15 protein-coding genes and 1 other RNA gene are annotated in these 15,087 nt (G+C 55.5%); 7 read left to right on the plus strand and 9 right to left on the minus strand.

The genetic code is table 11. The features are described 5' to 3' along the window. Nucleotides 1-275 precede the first annotated feature (275 nt). The 5 genes from J5224_RS10880 to prfC form a co-directional block, all read right to left on the minus strand. Nucleotides 276-1,121, minus strand: coding sequence for a TatD family hydrolase (locus J5224_RS10880; RefSeq protein ID WP_264625403.1), 846 nt, complete (start codon nucleotides 1,119-1,121; stop codon nucleotides 276-278). A gap of 67 nt (nucleotides 1,122-1,188) precedes the next feature. Next, nucleotides 1,189-1,401, minus strand: coding sequence for a CsbD family protein (locus tag J5224_RS10885; protein WP_264625404.1), 213 nt, complete (start codon nucleotides 1,399-1,401; stop codon nucleotides 1,189-1,191). Between the two features lie 366 nt (nucleotides 1,402-1,767). After that, nucleotides 1,768-1,929 carry a DUF1328 domain-containing protein gene (locus J5224_RS10890; RefSeq protein ID WP_195315711.1) on the minus strand — a complete coding sequence of 54 codons (162 nt, stop codon included), beginning with the start codon at nucleotides 1,927-1,929 and terminating at the stop codon, nucleotides 1,768-1,770. Between the two features lie 242 nt (nucleotides 1,930-2,171). Further along, nucleotides 2,172-2,786 carry a molecular chaperone OsmY gene (gene osmY, locus J5224_RS10895; RefSeq protein WP_264625405.1) on the minus strand — a complete coding sequence of 205 codons (615 nt, stop codon included), beginning with the start codon at nucleotides 2,784-2,786 and terminating at the stop codon, nucleotides 2,172-2,174. Between the two features lie 404 nt (nucleotides 2,787-3,190). Next, a complete protein-coding gene (gene prfC / locus J5224_RS10900; RefSeq protein ID WP_222159332.1) occupies nucleotides 3,191-4,780 on the minus strand; it encodes a peptide chain release factor 3 in 1,590 nt (529 codons plus the stop codon). A gap of 247 nt (nucleotides 4,781-5,027) precedes the next feature. Between prfC and tam the strand changes: the two genes are divergently transcribed. Next, nucleotides 5,028-5,801, plus strand: coding sequence for a trans-aconitate 2-methyltransferase (tam, locus tag J5224_RS10905; RefSeq protein ID WP_264625406.1), 774 nt, complete (start codon nucleotides 5,028-5,030; stop codon nucleotides 5,799-5,801). 89 nt (nucleotides 5,802-5,890) lie between these two features. On the opposite strand, the gene J5224_RS10910 is transcribed toward tam, so the two are convergent. Then, a complete protein-coding gene (locus J5224_RS10910) occupies nucleotides 5,891-6,562 on the minus strand; it encodes a YtjB family periplasmic protein (protein WP_264625407.1) in 672 nt (223 codons plus the stop codon). A 141-nt stretch (nucleotides 6,563-6,703) separates the two neighbouring features. Here J5224_RS10910 and serB point away from each other — a divergent pair, with 141 nt between their 5' ends. The 3 genes from serB (at nucleotide 6,704) to nadR (ending at nucleotide 10,437) form a co-directional block, all read left to right on the plus strand. Next, nucleotides 6,704-7,681, plus strand: a complete 978-nt coding sequence (gene serB / locus J5224_RS10915; RefSeq protein ID WP_264625408.1) for a phosphoserine phosphatase — start codon at nucleotides 6,704-6,706, stop codon at nucleotides 7,679-7,681. Between the two features lie 17 nt (nucleotides 7,682-7,698). Then, nucleotides 7,699-9,081: a DNA repair protein RadA gene (gene radA, locus J5224_RS10920; protein WP_222159329.1), complete on the plus strand. Its 1,383-nt coding sequence runs from the start codon at nucleotides 7,699-7,701 to the stop codon at nucleotides 9,079-9,081. Between the two features lie 96 nt (nucleotides 9,082-9,177). Next, the gene (gene nadR / locus J5224_RS10925; protein WP_264625409.1) at nucleotides 9,178-10,437 is read left to right on the plus strand and encodes a multifunctional transcriptional regulator/nicotinamide-nucleotide adenylyltransferase/ribosylnicotinamide kinase NadR; all 1,260 of its coding nucleotides are present in this window, start codon (nucleotides 9,178-9,180) and stop codon (nucleotides 10,435-10,437) included. Nucleotides 10,438-10,448: 11 nt separating this feature from the next. On the opposite strand, the gene J5224_RS10930 is transcribed toward nadR, so the two are convergent. The 3 genes from J5224_RS10930 to zapA form a co-directional block, all read right to left on the minus strand. After that, complete coding sequence (locus J5224_RS10930; protein ID WP_264625410.1) at nucleotides 10,449-11,054, minus strand: 5-formyltetrahydrofolate cyclo-ligase; 606 nt, start codon at nucleotides 11,052-11,054, stop codon at nucleotides 10,449-10,451. 30 nt (nucleotides 11,055-11,084) lie between these two features. Then, nucleotides 11,085-11,268: non-coding RNA, 6S RNA (gene ssrS / locus J5224_RS10935), on the minus strand. A gap of 103 nt (nucleotides 11,269-11,371) precedes the next feature. Continuing rightward, entirely contained in the window at nucleotides 11,372-11,701 is a 330-nt protein-coding gene (gene zapA / locus J5224_RS10940; RefSeq protein WP_264625411.1) for a cell division protein ZapA, read from the minus strand. Nucleotides 11,702-11,888: 187 nt separating this feature from the next. Here zapA and J5224_RS10945 point away from each other — a divergent pair, with 187 nt between their 5' ends. The 3 genes from J5224_RS10945 to ubiH are packed head-to-tail and all read left to right on the plus strand — an operon-like array spanning nucleotide 11,889 to nucleotide 15,084. Next, a complete protein-coding gene (locus J5224_RS10945; protein WP_264625412.1) occupies nucleotides 11,889-12,473 on the plus strand; it encodes a YecA family protein in 585 nt (194 codons plus the stop codon). Nucleotides 12,474-12,526: 53 nt separating this feature from the next. Beyond that, a complete protein-coding gene (pepP, locus tag J5224_RS10950; protein ID WP_264625413.1) occupies nucleotides 12,527-13,900 on the plus strand; it encodes a Xaa-Pro aminopeptidase in 1,374 nt (457 codons plus the stop codon). A gap of 5 nt (nucleotides 13,901-13,905) precedes the next feature. Continuing rightward, nucleotides 13,906-15,084: a 2-octaprenyl-6-methoxyphenyl hydroxylase gene (gene ubiH / locus J5224_RS10955; protein WP_264625414.1), complete on the plus strand. Its 1,179-nt coding sequence runs from the start codon at nucleotides 13,906-13,908 to the stop codon at nucleotides 15,082-15,084. The last annotated feature ends 3 nt before the right edge of the window (nucleotides 15,085-15,087 follow it).

The following is a 15,087-nucleotide window of genomic DNA, read 5'->3' on the forward strand; positions in this document are numbered from 1 at the left end:
ATCATCGTTCATCCTGGTTCAGGGTGTTTTTGCAAGAGTGACGCCAACCGGGTTACCAGCTTGTTACTGATTTAAGATAGTTGCTTTCTCAAAACGAGAAACCGCTGCGCCGCTGCCGTTGTTGCGTATTGAGCAATAATAAATCGCTATCCATTGGCCATGCGCGCAGCGCGTTTGCGAGCAACCGCGCGATGTAGCGGTGCAGGGAAGAAGATCGATAACGGTGCAGAGCGTCGATTTTTTGCACTATTAACGAGAGTAGCGATAAGGTATTGCTATTTCTCGCTTTGAGAAACGGCGCTTGCTACCCCACCGTTAGCGTCAATGCCGGGCAAGGTAAACAGGCGACAGGTGTTGCGATACAGCGCATCCGCTATCACCTCCGGCGGCTCTGTGCGCAACTCACACAGGGTGTGAAACACATTTGCCGCACGCTCGGGGCGATTGGGTTGCCCCTGAAAACCATTGAGCGGCATATCGGGCGCATCAGTTTCCAGCAACAGGCTATCGAGAGGAAGGCGAGAAATCGCCTGACGGGTTTTGTTGGCGCGTGGATAGGTAATGGTGCCACCGACACCAATGCAGTATCCCAATTTGATAAAGGCCAGCGCCTGCTGCTCACTGCCAGCAAATCCGTGCACCACACCTTTGCGCGGCACATCAATACGGCGCAATAACTGCGCCAAACGATCGTGCGTGCGTCGGGAGTGCAGCATCACCGGCAAGTCATAGCGCTTTGCCAGCGCCAGTTGCGCTTCCAGAAGTTCGCATTGGCGTTCGAAACGGGGTTCAGGCATGTACAGATCCAGCCCGATTTCCCCTACCGCGATCAGCCTGTCATCGCGTTGGCGTAGTTGCTGTTCAAGCAGATCCAGATCGTGGTCCTGATGATGAGCAACGTAGAGTGGATGCAAACCAAGGGCAGCAAAAATCGCGGGGTGAGTGTGAGAAAGCGCAGTGATGCGCGCAAAATAACGGGACTCAACCGCAGGCACCAGGATATGCGTTACCCCGGCTGTAGCGGCGAGCGCAATACTTGCCACTTCATTTTCGCCAAACGGCGGAAAATCAAAGTGACAATGGGTATCTATAAAGGAAAACGGTCTGAGGAAACGATCCATGCCTTAGTATAACGCGGCCTTAGCGCAACGTTAAACAAGCACAACGTAAAATCAGTACAGCGTTAAATCAGTGCAGCGTTGCCGAACTTTTTCCCGTCTGCACTGCAGCATCAGACAATTCATCGCCCTCTTGCAGACCGTAATCTTCCTGCAAGATACCGGCGAGATAATCATTGTTACTTTCCAGCCAGGCACAATCGCTGTCAAACCACTCGGCCCACAGCGCCCAGAAGTTCCCTCTCAACTGCTTCCATCGACCTACCACGATATCGCTATTCATCACGAACCTCCCGAACAAACCGCACCGTAATCACACCAACGTTCAGCAAGCATCGCAAACAGTATGCGGGGTGACGATGACAATCTTATTATGGTTCAGATTGATTTTCGTTAACACCCCGTGCGCAGGCTAACATTTCAGACAAATGGCGATTGTGGTACTTCTATACCCTAAATAATTCGAGTTACAGGAAGGCGGCAAGTGAAAGACAAATTTGTCTGGAACAAATTTGAACAGCGCCTGCGCTGGCCCGTAGGGTGAACCTCAGGGATGAGGTTCATTCATCCCGATGAGCTTACTCAGGTAAGTGATTCGGGTGAGTGAACGCAGCCAACGCACCTGTAACTCGAAGTATGACGGGTATAGTTAGGGTCGCTTACGTCCCGCAAACAGACTGATCAAAAACAGGATAATCCCGACAATAAAGACAATTTTGGCCGCCCCCGCTGCGGTACCTGCCAGTCCGCCGAATCCCAACGCCGCCGCAATCAGTGCGATCACCAGAAAAATAATGCCCCAACGAAACATACGCTCTCCTTACCTTAATGAGGGTGAGTGGCGCTCATCCTGAGGTTAATTACGCATACCGCTGCGTTTCCACCTGTGTTTGATGCTTACGACACCACGTGCTAATTGGCGTGAGGATGGCGGAGGTTACCCTCCGCCGACTACGTGAGCATTAAAGGCCGATATACCCGTCGTACTTCAAGCTGCAGGACAAAACGAGAACGTTTTGTCCTGCAACTCGAATTATTTAGGGTATAGGCCCGTTAATGGGTGACAGTCAGATCGTTTTTAACGCTTTTCACACCGGATACTGCCTTAGCAATACTCTCTGCGCGCGCTGATTGCGCAGTGTTTTTCACGTTACCGCTCAGTTGCACCACCCCTTCCTGGGTTTCCACTTTCACGTGGCGCGACGGCACGATTTTATCAGCCAGCAGTTTGGCCTTGATGCTGCTGGTGATGACTGCATCATCGGTATAAGAACCCACTGACTGAGTGGCATTATCCTTGATTTGCAGTTTGTCACTCACCGACTGCACGCCTTCTGTCTTGGTCGCCACCGCGACAGCTTGTGCTGCCACCGCCTGGCTAGGGACAAAGCCGGTCAGCGTAACCACGCCTTTGGTGGTGGAGACGGAGATGTCCCCGCTCTCGATTCCTTTATCATCCATCAGGGCACTTTTCACCTTGGCGGTAATGGTGCTGTCATCCATATAGCCAGAGGCTTTCTGGAGAGAACTGTCAATTTTTGCGCCCGTCGTTGTCGCGGCCTGCTGCACTTTCTGCCCCAGCGTCTCTTCTGCCAGTGCATTGCCTGCCGTCAGCAGGCTACCCAGTACAACAGCCATCATCGTTTTTGCGTTAAGGATGTTTTTCATCGATTATTTCCTTTTGCTATGGTCCACGCGGACATCAATCACGCGGGTGTTGGCACTCAATGCAACTCAGCAAAAACCAAGCGTTTAACGTTGCCAAATACCAAGTAGTCGATATAACGCACTACATGGTTTATCACCAGCAGTGAAACTCACTAATTGTTAACGCGATATTAACTATAGTGCATGGAACGACGATTCCTAGCGGAATAGGGAGGAAAAGTCCCTTTTCGGTGGCATTTCGGATTTGTCCGTGGGAAAAAAGGGCGGGAGGAAATCAAATAAAATCAAGTCAACAATTTGATAAATAACAATAAAATAGACCCGGCGTTTAAAAAACCGGACGCTATGCCCGAATCCTTTTAAACGCCGGTTTTTTAACCGACTATACCGCAGTTGCCGAAAAATCAGTGCTCGCGGGTTTTGAAGAAAGTGACATCCGGGTAGCGTTCCTGCGTCAAATTCAGGTTCACCATAGTCGGTGCCACATAAGCCAGGTTGTCGCCACCATCGAGCGCCAAATGCAATTCATTCTTACGCTTGAACTCTTCAAATTTCTTCGCATCGGCACACTCAACCCAACGCGCGGTAGAGACGTTGACCGATTCATAGATGGCTTCCACGTTGTACTCTGATTTCAAGCGTGCCACCACCACGTCAAACTGCAACACCCCCACGGCCCCGACAATCAAATCGTTGTTGGCCAGCGGGCGGAACACCTGCACCGCGCCCTCTTCCGAAAGCTGCACCAGCCCTTTAAGCAACTGTTTCTGCTTTAACGGATCGCGCAGACGGATACGGCGGAACAGTTCCGGCGCAAAGTTCGGGATACCGGTGAATTTCATCTCTTCACCTTGGGTAAAGGTATCACCAATCTGGATGGTGCCGTGGTTGTGCAACCCAATGATATCGCCGGGGAATGCTTCTTCCACATGGGAACGATCACCCGCCATAAAGGTCAGCGCATCGGAAATAACCACATCCTTGCCGGTACGCACCTGACGCAGCTTCATGCTCTTTTCATACTTGCCGGATACCACGCGCATAAAGGCGACGCGGTCACGGTGTTTCGGGTCCATGTTCGCCTGAATCTTGAACACGAAACCCGTGAATTTCTCTTCCTGCGCGGTCACGGTGCGGGTATCCGTATTGCGCGGCATCGGCGCAGGAGCCCAGGCGACCAGTCCATCCAGCATATGGTCGACACCGAAGTTGCCCAGCGCGGTGCCAAAGAACACCGGCGTCAAGGCACCAGACAGGAAAGCCTCCAGCTCAAACTCATGAGAAGCGCCCTGCACCAACTCCAGTTCCTCACGCAGCTGTGCAGCCAGATCTTCACCGACGGCTTTATCCAGATCCGGGTTATTTAGCCCTTTGACAATACGCACTTCCTGAATAGTGTGGCCCTTCCCGGTCTGGTAAAGGTAGGTTTCGTCTTTGTACAGGTGGTAAACGCCCTTGAACAGCTTGCCGCAGCCAATCGGCCAGGTGATCGGCGCACAGTCGATTTTCAGCTCACTCTCGACCTCATCCAGCACTTCCATCGGATCGCGGATATCGCGGTCAAGCTTGTTCATGAACGTCAGGATCGGCGTATCACGCAGACGCGTCACTTCCATCAGCTTACGGGTACGATCTTCCACGCCTTTTGCCGCATCGATCACCATCAGGCAGCAGTCCACTGCCGTCAACGTGCGGTAAGTATCTTCGGAGAAGTCTTCGTGCCCCGGGGTATCCAGCAGATTGACCAGCGCCTCCCGATACGGGAACTGCATCACGGACGTGGTGATAGAGATACCACGCTGCTTTTCCATCTCCATCCAGTCTGACTTAGCGTGCTGGTTCGAGCCGCGCCCTTTCACCGTCCCGGCGGTCTGAATGGCCTGTCCGAACAGCAGTACCTTCTCGGTAATGGTGGTTTTACCGGCATCGGGGTGGGAGATAATGGCGAACGTTCTGCGTTTCGCAACTTCGCGGGCGTATTCACTTGGAGACATGATTTTCAGGTTTCTTATGTTAACCACCCGGCGAGAGCATCGGCATCAGGATGTTCGCGTCAGGCAAAGTGGGAAAAAAACGTATTAGCCGGGTATTTTCCCTGATTTGTGGGTGAGACACAATCAATCGGCGCATATTCGCGCAATACGCTGGAAATAAAAGGCAATGTATCCCCGCAAGCACCGGAGAAAGAAATCTGGCATGCTGTTTTCACCCTGCCGCCTCTGCTACCCATCAGGAGCAACGATGAACGATTGGAACCCCGCACTCTATTTACGCTTTGCCAATGAACGCACCCGCCCTGCACAGGAACTGGTTGCACGCATTGCCCATTCGAATCCCAACACTGTCAGCGATCTGGGCTGCGGGCCGGGTAACAGCACTGAGCTATTAGCGCAGGCGTGGCCGCACGCGGCGGTGACCGGCGTTGATAGCTCGGCAGCCATGCTGGCGCAAGCGCGCGAACGTCTGCCGCAACAACAGTTTGAGCTAGCGGATATCGCCACCTGGCAGCCCGCACAGCCACAGGATGTGATTTATGCCAACGCTTCGTTGCAATGGGTGCCGGAGCACGCACAGTTATTTCCGCACCTGGCACGGCAGTTAGCGCAAGGGGGCATGCTGGCGGTACAGATGCCGGATAATCTGGACGAGCCTAGCCACCGACTGATGCGTGCGGTGGCCGAACAGGGACGCTGGCACGAGAAAATTGGCGATACCGCCAGTGTGCGCCAACGCCTGCTTACCAGCAGCGCTTATTACGATCTGCTGACGAATGCCGGTTGCGACGTCGATCTGTGGCGCACCACCTACTATCACCCGATGGACGACGCTCAGGCGATTGTCGATTGGCTGCGCGCTACCGGCCTGCGCCCTTTCCTGGCACCGCTTGATGATGCCGAACAGGCCGCCTTCCTTGATAGCTATCGCCAACAGTTGGAAACCGCCTACCCGCCACACGCCAACGGCAAACGCCTGCTGGCATTCCCGCGCCTGTTTATCGTGGCGCGCAAACGTTAATCTTGTTCCCGCGCGGACGAGAAAGGCGCTAGCTCAACGGTAAGACGAGTATGCCGTGTCGTTAGCGGACTGGGTATCACTGCGTCAGGCTAATCAGGCCTATCCGTTTTTTCCGTTGATGCGGTTGGCGCGCGTTCATCATCCTCTTTTATCGGCGTACTGGCGGTGAGGAGATAGGGCGACTGCTGCCAGCGGCTGCGACGGTGCTGCAACAGCGTGCGGGCCAGAATAATGCCGATCGCTAATGCCAACAGAATCATCAGACGCAAGATATTGGTGGTGTTATCGACCTGCTTGGCTTCGGTCGCCAACACGTGAGTATCGAGCGTCATGCGCAGAAACCCGATCGGGCCATCCTTGCCGTTGATGGGCTGCACGATTTGGTGGTTGAAATAACTCCCCACCCGCTTGCCATCCAGCGCCAGCCGATCGCGTACCACAACCTCTTCTCCAGTTCGGGCAATCAATGAACCGTCCTGCTGATAGAGTGCCGCGTCCAGAATGCGGCTATTTTGCGTTAATTGCGCCAGCATCGTACTGATTTTCTGGCTGTTATCATCGTTGCTTTCCATCAGCGGTGTCAGGCTGAATGCAACCTGCCGCGCCAGCGTGCGCGCAATGTCTTCAACCTGCTCGGAACGCGCCATTTGATGACTCAGGCTGAAATAGGACGCCCCCTGCATCAGGGCAACCAGCAGCGCCAGGCATATCAGTACAATAGCGGTGCGGTGTAAGCGGAATTTTAACCGGGTGTGGACCATGAGAATCCCTGAGCGATTTGCATACTTTCATGTTGCCAGAAGCGATAGCGATAGGATAGCTTGTTGCCCTGTTTTCTGAGTGATGTTCTGTTATGTTTACCCGCGTCAGTACGCGCTATTTTTGCCAGAAGAGGATGCCCCATGCCGAATAGTCAGACCTACCGCGATCTCCCTAACGAGATTAACTGTTGGCCGGGACTGCCGTTATCACTCAGCGGTGATGAAGTGATGCCGCTCGACTACCGCGCGGGGGACACCGGCTGGCTGCTCTACGGCGACGTACTCGATAAAAATTTGCTCTCGCGTTACCAGCGCAAGCTCGGTGCAGCGATGGTGATCGTCAGCGCCTGGAATGTGGAAGATTATCAGGTGGTGCGTTTGGCCGGTTCGCTCACGCCACGCGCCACCAAACTGGCTCATGAACTGGGGATGGATGTGGCCCCGATGTGCAACACGCCGACGCTGCGCGCGCCCGGTTTGCTGGTGATGGACATGGATTCCACCGCCATTCAGATTGAATGCATTGATGAAATCGCCAAACTGGCCGGCACCGGAGAGAAGGTGGCGGCGATCACCGAACGGGCGATGCGCGGTGAGCTGGATTTCGCTGCCAGTCTGCGCGAGCGCGTGAGCACCCTGAAGGGAGCCGATGCCGATATCCTGCAAAAAGTGCGTAAAAATCTGCCGCTAATGCCGGGGCTGACCTACATGGTCGAGCAGTTACAGGCTGCGGGCTGGCACGTCGCCATTGCGTCTGGCGGCTTTACCTATTTCGCCGATCATTTGAAAGAGAAACTTGGCCTGGTGGCAGCAGTGGCTAACGAAATGGGCCTGCGCGACGGTAAGTTGACCGGTGAAGTGGTAGGCCCGATCGTCGATGCAAAATATAAAGCCAAAACCCTGCGCCAACTGGCGGAACAGTTGGAGATCCCCGAAGAGCAGACCATTGCCATCGGTGACGGGGCCAACGATCTGGTGATGATCAAGGCATCCGGGCTCGGCATCGCCTATCATGCCAAACCCAAAGTGAATGAACAGGCCCCCGTCAGTATCCGCCACGCCGATTTAACCGGCGTTATGTGCGTGCTGAGCGGCAGCCTGCGGCACGAAAAACGCTAACAGCAGTGAGGTGAACCGTGGCAAAAGCCGTTAAACGCGCCTTCGTTTGCAACGAATGTGGTGCTGATTACCCGCGCTGGCAGGGCCAATGCAGTGCCTGTAACGCCTGGAACACCATTACCGAAGTGCGACTGGCCGCCGCCGCGACGTCCCGCACCGATCGCCGTACCGGCTATGCGGGCGACCATGAAGGCATCAGCCGGGTACAAAAGCTCTCTGACATCAGCCTGGAAGCGCTGCCGCGTTTTTCCACCGGCTTTAGCGAGTTCGATCGCGTGTTGGGCGGCGGCGTGGTCCCCGGCAGCGCCATTCTGATCGGGGGCAACCCCGGCGCGGGGAAAAGTACCCTGCTGCTGCAAACCTTGTGCAAACTCTCCGAGCAGATGAAAACCCTGTACGTCACCGGGGAAGAGTCGCTACAACAGGTAGCGATGCGCGCGCACCGCTTGGGCCTGCCGACCCAGCATCTCAACATGCTGTCCGAAACCAGCATTGAGCAAATCTGCCTGATTGCCGAGCAGGAGCAGCCCAGGCTAATGGTGATCGACTCGATTCAGGTGATGCATCTGGCCGATATCCAATCCTCACCCGGCAGCGTGGCACAGGTGCGGGAAACCGCCGCCTACCTCACCCGTTTTGCCAAAACCCGCGGTGTCGCTATCGTGATGGTGGGCCACGTCACCAAAGATGGTTCATTGGCGGGTCCCAAGGTGCTGGAGCACTGCATTGACTGCTCCGTGCTGCTCGACGGTGATGCAGATTCCCGTTTTCGCACCCTGCGCAGCCACAAAAACCGTTTCGGCGCCGTCAACGAATTGGGGGTGTTCGCCATGACCGAGCAGGGATTGCGCGAAGTTAGCAACCCCTCCGCCATTTTCCTCAGCCGGGGGGATGAAGTCATGTCCGGCAGCTCCGTGATGGTGGTGTGGGAAGGCACACGCCCGCTGCTGGTAGAGATTCAGGCGCTGGTCGATCACTCGATGATGGCCAACCCACGTCGCGTTGCCGTCGGTCTGGAACAGAACCGACTGGCACTCCTGCTGGCCGTGCTACACCGCCACGGTGGACTGCAAATGGCGGATCAGGATGTGTTCGTGAACGTGGTGGGTGGCGTAAAAGTCACTGAAACCAGCGCCGATCTGGCACTGCTGCTGTCGTTGGTCTCAAGCCTGCGCGACAGGCCGCTGCCGCAGGATCTGGTGGTGTTCGGCGAAGTGGGGCTCTCCGGTGAAATAAGGCCAGTGCCCAGCGGTCAAGAACGTATTTCCGAAGCGGCCAAGCACGGCTTCAAGCGCGCCATCGTCCCGCATGCTAATGCGCCCAAACGCCCACCCGCCAACATGCAGGTGTTTGGCGTGAAAAAGCTGACTGACGCACTGGCGATCCTCGACGATCTTTAACGCCCAACCGTCGGGAACATGCGCGCAGGTTGAGAAAGCTTGTGGTATCTTGGTTTAGCATGCTAAACACACGTGCTAAACCAAGAGTGCCTGACAATGTCATCTTTTGATTACCTGAAACCCGCCATCCGCAAGAAAGGGTGTACCCTTCAGCAGGTTGCCGATGCAACCGATATGACCAAGGGCTATCTCAGCCAGTTGCTGAATGCCAAGATCAAAAACCCCAGCGCTCAAAAGCTGGAAGCGCTGCACCGCTTTCTGGAACTGGAATTTCCCCGCCACGACAAAACCATCGGGGTGGTGTTCGGCAAGTTTTATCCGCTGCATACCGGCCATATCTACCTGATCCAGCGCGCCTGTAGTCAGGTTGATGAATTGCATGTGATCCTGGGTTACGACGAATCACGCGACCGCCTGCTGTTTGAGCACAGCGCCATGTCGCAGCAGCCCACCGTGAGCGATCGTCTGCGTTGGCTGTTACAAACCTTTAAATATCAGAAGAATATCCGCATTCACGCCTTTAACGAAGAAGGCATGGAGCCTTACCCGCACGGCTGGGATATTTGGAGTCGCGGTATCAAGGCCTTTATGCAAGAGAAGGCGATTGAACCCAACTTTGTCTATACCAGCGAAGCCAAAGATGCCCCGCAGTATCGCGAACAGTTAGGCATCGACGCGGTGTTGGTTGACCCGGAACGCTCATTTATGAACATCAGCGGTGCACAGATCCGTCACGATCCGTTCCGCTATTGGGACTATATTCCCACCGAAGTGAAGCCCTTTTTCGTGCGCACCGTTGCCATTCTCGGCGGTGAATCCAGCGGTAAATCGACGCTGGTCAACAAGCTCGCCAATATTTTCAACACCACCAGCGCCTGGGAGTTTGGCCGGGATTATGTCTTTTCCCATCTGGGCGGCGATGAGATGGCGCTGCAATATTCCGATTACGACAAAATCGCGTTAGGGCAAGCTCAATATATTGATTTTGCTGTGAAATATGCCAACAAAGTGGCCTTTATCGACACCGACTTCATCACCACCCAGGCATTTTGCAAGCAGTATGAAGGGCGCGAACACCCCTTTGTTCAGGCGTTGATTGACGAATACCGGTTTGATCTGGTGATCCTGTTGGAAAACAATACGCCGTGGGTCGCAGATGGTTTACGTAGCCTGGGTAGCAGTACCGCACGCAGTGCGTTCCAAACGCTGCTCAAAACCATGCTGGTGAAGAATAACGCCCCTTACGTACACGTGACCGAATCAGATTATGATTCGCGCTTCCTGCGCTGCGTAGAACTGGTACAGCAAATGCTGTCGCACCGCACGTCTGGCGGGCCGGATACGCCGACGCTCTAATCAACGACGGATTACCACTGCCAGCGGCGAGAGGGGGTCAGAATGGCGGGCAACGGGATGTCCCACGCTTCGTTCGGGATGGCATCGACCTGCTGGCAATCATGGGCCAAGCCAATCGGGTATGGCCCCCGCTGTTGCCAGCGCTGTAAGGTTCGGTCATAAAACCCACCGCCCATGCCCAGACGTTGTCCCTGCGCATCGAACGCCACCAACGGCGTAAACAGCACATCGAGTTGGATGAGCGGCAACACGCGGCGCACATCCAGACGTGGCTCAAAGATCTTCAGGCGATTCTTCACCAGCGGTGTCTGCGCGTCGTAGTGTAAAAACAGCAAATGCCCCGGCGAAAACGGGTGCAGTACCGGCAGATACACCGCCTTTCCCTGCTGCCACAGATGGGCAATCAACGGCTGGGTATCCAGCTCACCGTCAAACGACAAAAACAGCGCAATCCGCTGTGCCTGCTGCACTTCAGGTTGTTCCAACGCACGTTCAGCAATCTGCTGGGCAAACCGGGCTTGTTGTTCCTGCGTGAGCGCACGGCGCAACTGACGCACGCGGTCGCGCATGGCCTGACGCTGTTGCTGTGGCGAAATGGGCATGGACGCAGAAGTCATAGGCAATAACAGGGAAAAGAAAGGAGAGAAGGGATCTCCGAGATGCCGCCGCAGGTGGTAACCCTTGAACCCTTGGTTCAAGGTGAACATACCGTCGCAACCATAAGGCTTCTCGGACGAACCGAGCATGCTCACCGGTTGCGGAGCGTTACATTCTGTTGGTTTGAAATATCGGCTCAGGGGACTGACCCGCAGACAAACACCTCAGAGAAATTTTATTCTTTACTCGTCAGTAACTCTATCACGCTTTATAGCGAAAAACATCGGTCAACTAACAAAAATCAATGTAAAAAACCAAAACGCTAGACTTTTTCGACTCACTCGAAAGGCGTGCCCTGACGATCGGTTATGCGCCCTTGCTCCAGCAAGGCCTGCTCGATGGTCTGCTGCAACATACGGATGCGCTGCTCCATATTTGCTGCGTAATCGCGCGTTTTCAGGCGCTCTTGCGCCAACTCATGGCATACGTTCAGTGCAGCGATAAACACCAATTGTTCCGTGTTGGTTACGCGTGTGCGCACTTTGAGATCCTGCAACCGCTGGTTAAGATCTTCCGCAGCCTGATTCAACGCTTCCTGTTGTTCCGGCGGACAATTGACTCTTAACGAACGGCCAAAGATTTGAATATCTACTGGTTGTGCAGACATGCCCCTTTCCTGCCTCATTTCGTTTTCTGCGCCGCAGAAAAAATTCATATCACGGACTGGTGACAGCCCCTTCACGCGGGCGCCACTATAATAACTCAACATAGAAGAAACAAGCCCTTTCTGGCATAGCAGCCGAGCTTGGTGGTAGCATAACACGATACCAACCCGCCAACGATGAACAAAGCACATGTCCATAGAAACCACGTATCCCGGCTATGAAACCCTAGACGCGCTCCTGACACAGCAACAAGTTGCACTGACGGCAGCGGAAATGCACGGGCTTATCAGCGGTATCCTGTGCGGGGGCAACACCGATGACAGTTGGAAAACGTTGTTACACGAGCTGACAAACGATGGTCTGGCGTTTTCTCACCTGGTTTCTCAGCCCCTGCAAACGCTGTATCAGGTCACCAAAGAAGCGCTGGAAGAGAGTGGATTTGAATTTCAACTGCTGCTGCCGGATGACGACAACACGACAGTAAGCGTGTTTGATCGCGCCGACGCGCTGGCCGGTTGGGTCAATCACTTTCTGCTCGGACTAGGCGTCGTTCAGCCACGTCTGAACAAGGCACAGGGCGAACTGAAAGAAGCCATCGACGATTTGCGCAATATTGCCCAGCTCGGTTATGACGAAGATGAAGATCAGGAAGAACTGGCGCAATCACTAGAAGAGATCATCGAATACGTCAGAGTGTCCGCCATTCTCTGCCACAGTGAATATACACGCCCGGTACAGACCGCACCGGAGAAGAAAAAACCAACGCTACATTAATCGCGCATCCACCCTTACCCGCAGGGGTTCCCACGCAGGAGGGGAATTACCGAATGCGCATCACACAGGAGCAGGTGATGATTCAACAAGACGCTTTTGGTCAGGAATATACTCGCCGCCGCCAGCAGTTGCTGGAAAAAATGGCTCCCGCCAGCGCAGCGATCTTTTTTGCCGCACCGGAAGCCACGCGCAGCGCTGACAGTGAGTACCCTTATCGCCAGAACAGCGATTTCTGGTACTTCACCGGGTTTAACGAGCCGGAAGCGGTGCTGTTACTGGTAAAAAGCGATGAGCACCATCACCACACCGTCCTGTTCAACCGCGTGCGCGATGTCACGGCGGAAATCTGGTTTGGACGCCGTCTGGGGCAGGAAGCGGCCCCGTCGCGCTTGAATGTCGATCGCGCGCTGCCCTTTAGCGATATCAATGCGCAATTGCACCTGCTGCTCAACGGACTGGACGTGATTTATCACGCTCAGGGGCTGTACGAGTACGCGGACCGCCTGCTGTTTAACGCGCTGGAAACGCTGCGAAACGGCACGCGTCAGGGGCTCATCGCACCGCCGACGCTGACCGACTGGCGCCCCTGGGTGCACGAGATGCGCCTGTTTAAATCCCCGAAAGAGCTGGAGCTGATGCGCCGGGCCGGAGAGATCACCGCCAAAGCCCATACCCGCGCCATGACAACCTGCGAACCCGACATGTACGAATACCAGTTGGAAGGGGAAATTCATCATGAATTTACCCGCCACGGTGCGCGCTATCCGTCGTATAACACCATTGTCGGCAGCGGTGATAACGGCTGCATTCTGCACTACACCGAAAACGAACGGCGAATGCGCGAGGGCGATTTAGTGCTGATTGACGCGGGCTGCGAATATCAGGGCTATGCCGGTGATATCACGCGGACCTTCCCGGTGAGCGGCAAATTCAGCGCCCCACAGCGCGCGATTTACGACATTGTGCTGGCGTCACAGCGCAAAGCACTGACGCTGTTTAAGCCCGGTGTCAGCATTCGTGAAGTGAATGAGCAAGTGATTCGTATCATGGTCGACGGGTTGGTTAAACTCGGCGTGCTGAAAGGTAGCGTCGATGAACTGATCGCCGAACAGGCGCACCGCGCGTTCTATATGCACGGACTCAGCCATTGGCTGGGATTGGACGTGCACGATGTTGGCGATTACGGCGCGTCAGAACGCAGCCGTTTGTTGGAACCCGGCATGGTGCTCACGGTCGAACCGGGGCTCTATATCGCGCCAGACGCCAAAGTGCCCCATGAGTATCGCGGCATCGGTATCCGTATCGAGGATGACATTGTGATTACTGACAGCGGTAACGACGTACTGACGGCGGGCGTCGTAAAAGACGCCGACGACATTGAAGCGTTGATGGCACAGGCCCGTGCCGCACGCCAGGTTGCGAGATAATCGCGATGACAATCCTGATAGTCGGCGCAGGCATGGCGGGCGCAACGCTGGCGCTGGCCATTTCCGCCCTTTCCGGCGGTACCCTTCCCGTCGAGGTGATTGAAGCACACTCACCGCTGGACAGCGCACATCCCGGCTTCGACGCCCGCGCTATCGCACTGGCGGAAGGCACCGTGCAGCAGCTCAAGCGTATCGGTGTCTGGCAAGCTATCGCCAGTGACGCGGAACCCATCACCTCAGTGCACGTCAGCGATCGCGGCCACGCCGGCGTGGTCAACATGCAGGCCAGTGATTATCGCACCGCCGCGTTGGGTTACGTGGTAGAACTCCATCAGGTTGGGCAAGCGCTGTTTCGGTTACTCCACAATGCACCGGGCGTGCGCGTGCACTGTCCGCGCAAGGTCGTACACGTTGAACGCAGTAAAGAACAGGCCACCCTGCAACTGGATGACGGCAGTACGCTGCACGGGCAGCTGTTGGTGGCGGCAGACGGCTCTTCCTCCGCGCTGGCGCAGGCCTGCGGTATGCAGTGGCAGACCGAGGAGTATCCGCAGTTTGCCGTTATTGCCAACATCCGCACCCAACTGCCTCACGCGGGCAAAGCCTTTGAGCGCTTTACCCCTGACGGCCCGTTGGCCCTGTTGCCAATGCGCGGTGGACGCAGTTCACTGGTATGGTGCCACCCGTTATCACATCAGGCTCAGGTGGCCGCCTGGAGCGAGGCCGAATGCCGCGCGGCGCTGCAACGCGCCTTTGGCTGGCGATTGGGCGCGATTACCCACATCGGCGAACGTCACACCTACCCGCTGCGATTGGTGACGGCGGCACGTCATATCGCGCATCGTGTGGCGCTGGTGGGCAATGCGGCGCAAACGCTGCACCCGATTGCCGGACAAGGATTCAACCTTGGGCTACGCGACGTGATGTCGCTGGCAGAAACCCTGACACAGGCCGCCGCACATCAGGAAGATACTGGCAGCTATCGCGTGCTGAGCCGCTACGCCCAGCGCCGAGAACCCGATCAGCAGGCGACCATCGCGCTAACAGACGGTCTGGTACGTCTGTTCGCCAACAGCATTACCCCACTGGAAGTGGGCCGCAATCTGGGTTTGATGACCATGAATACCGTTGCGCCCGTGCGTGATACCTTTGCGCGCCGCACGTTGGGTTGGGTCAGTCGTTAATGC

The organism is Candidatus Symbiopectobacterium sp. NZEC135, from assembly GCF_025962695.1.

Excerpts from the sequence above, each read along its gene's own strand:
- J5224_RS10945 (WP_264625412.1), top strand. The coding sequence starts at position 11,889 with ATGTCCATAGAAACCACGTATCCCGGCTATGAAACCCTAGACGCGCTC.
- ubiH (WP_264625414.1), top strand. The coding sequence starts at position 13,906 with ATGACAATCCTGATAGTCGGCGCAGGCATGGCGGGCGCAACGCTGGCG.
- zapA (WP_264625411.1), bottom strand. The coding sequence starts at position 11,701 with ATGTCTGCACAACCAGTAGATATTCAAATCTTTGGCCGTTCGTTAAGA.
- osmY (WP_264625405.1), bottom strand. The coding sequence starts at position 2,786 with ATGAAAAACATCCTTAACGCAAAAACGATGATGGCTGTTGTACTGGGT.
- pepP (WP_264625413.1), top strand. The coding sequence starts at position 12,527 with ATGCGCATCACACAGGAGCAGGTGATGATTCAACAAGACGCTTTTGGT.
- J5224_RS10880 (WP_264625403.1), bottom strand. The coding sequence starts at position 1,121 with ATGGATCGTTTCCTCAGACCGTTTTCCTTTATAGATACCCATTGTCAC.
- J5224_RS10885 (WP_264625404.1), bottom strand. The coding sequence starts at position 1,401 with ATGAATAGCGATATCGTGGTAGGTCGATGGAAGCAGTTGAGAGGGAAC.
- tam (WP_264625406.1), top strand. The coding sequence starts at position 5,028 with ATGAACGATTGGAACCCCGCACTCTATTTACGCTTTGCCAATGAACGC.
- serB (WP_264625408.1), top strand. The coding sequence starts at position 6,704 with ATGCCGAATAGTCAGACCTACCGCGATCTCCCTAACGAGATTAACTGT.
- nadR (WP_264625409.1), top strand. The coding sequence starts at position 9,178 with ATGTCATCTTTTGATTACCTGAAACCCGCCATCCGCAAGAAAGGGTGT.
- J5224_RS10890 (WP_195315711.1), bottom strand. The coding sequence starts at position 1,929 with ATGTTTCGTTGGGGCATTATTTTTCTGGTGATCGCACTGATTGCGGCG.
- J5224_RS10930 (WP_264625410.1), bottom strand. The coding sequence starts at position 11,054 with ATGACTTCTGCGTCCATGCCCATTTCGCCACAGCAACAGCGTCAGGCC.
- J5224_RS10910 (WP_264625407.1), bottom strand. The coding sequence starts at position 6,562 with ATGGTCCACACCCGGTTAAAATTCCGCTTACACCGCACCGCTATTGTA.
- prfC (WP_222159332.1), bottom strand. The coding sequence starts at position 4,780 with ATGTCTCCAAGTGAATACGCCCGCGAAGTTGCGAAACGCAGAACGTTC.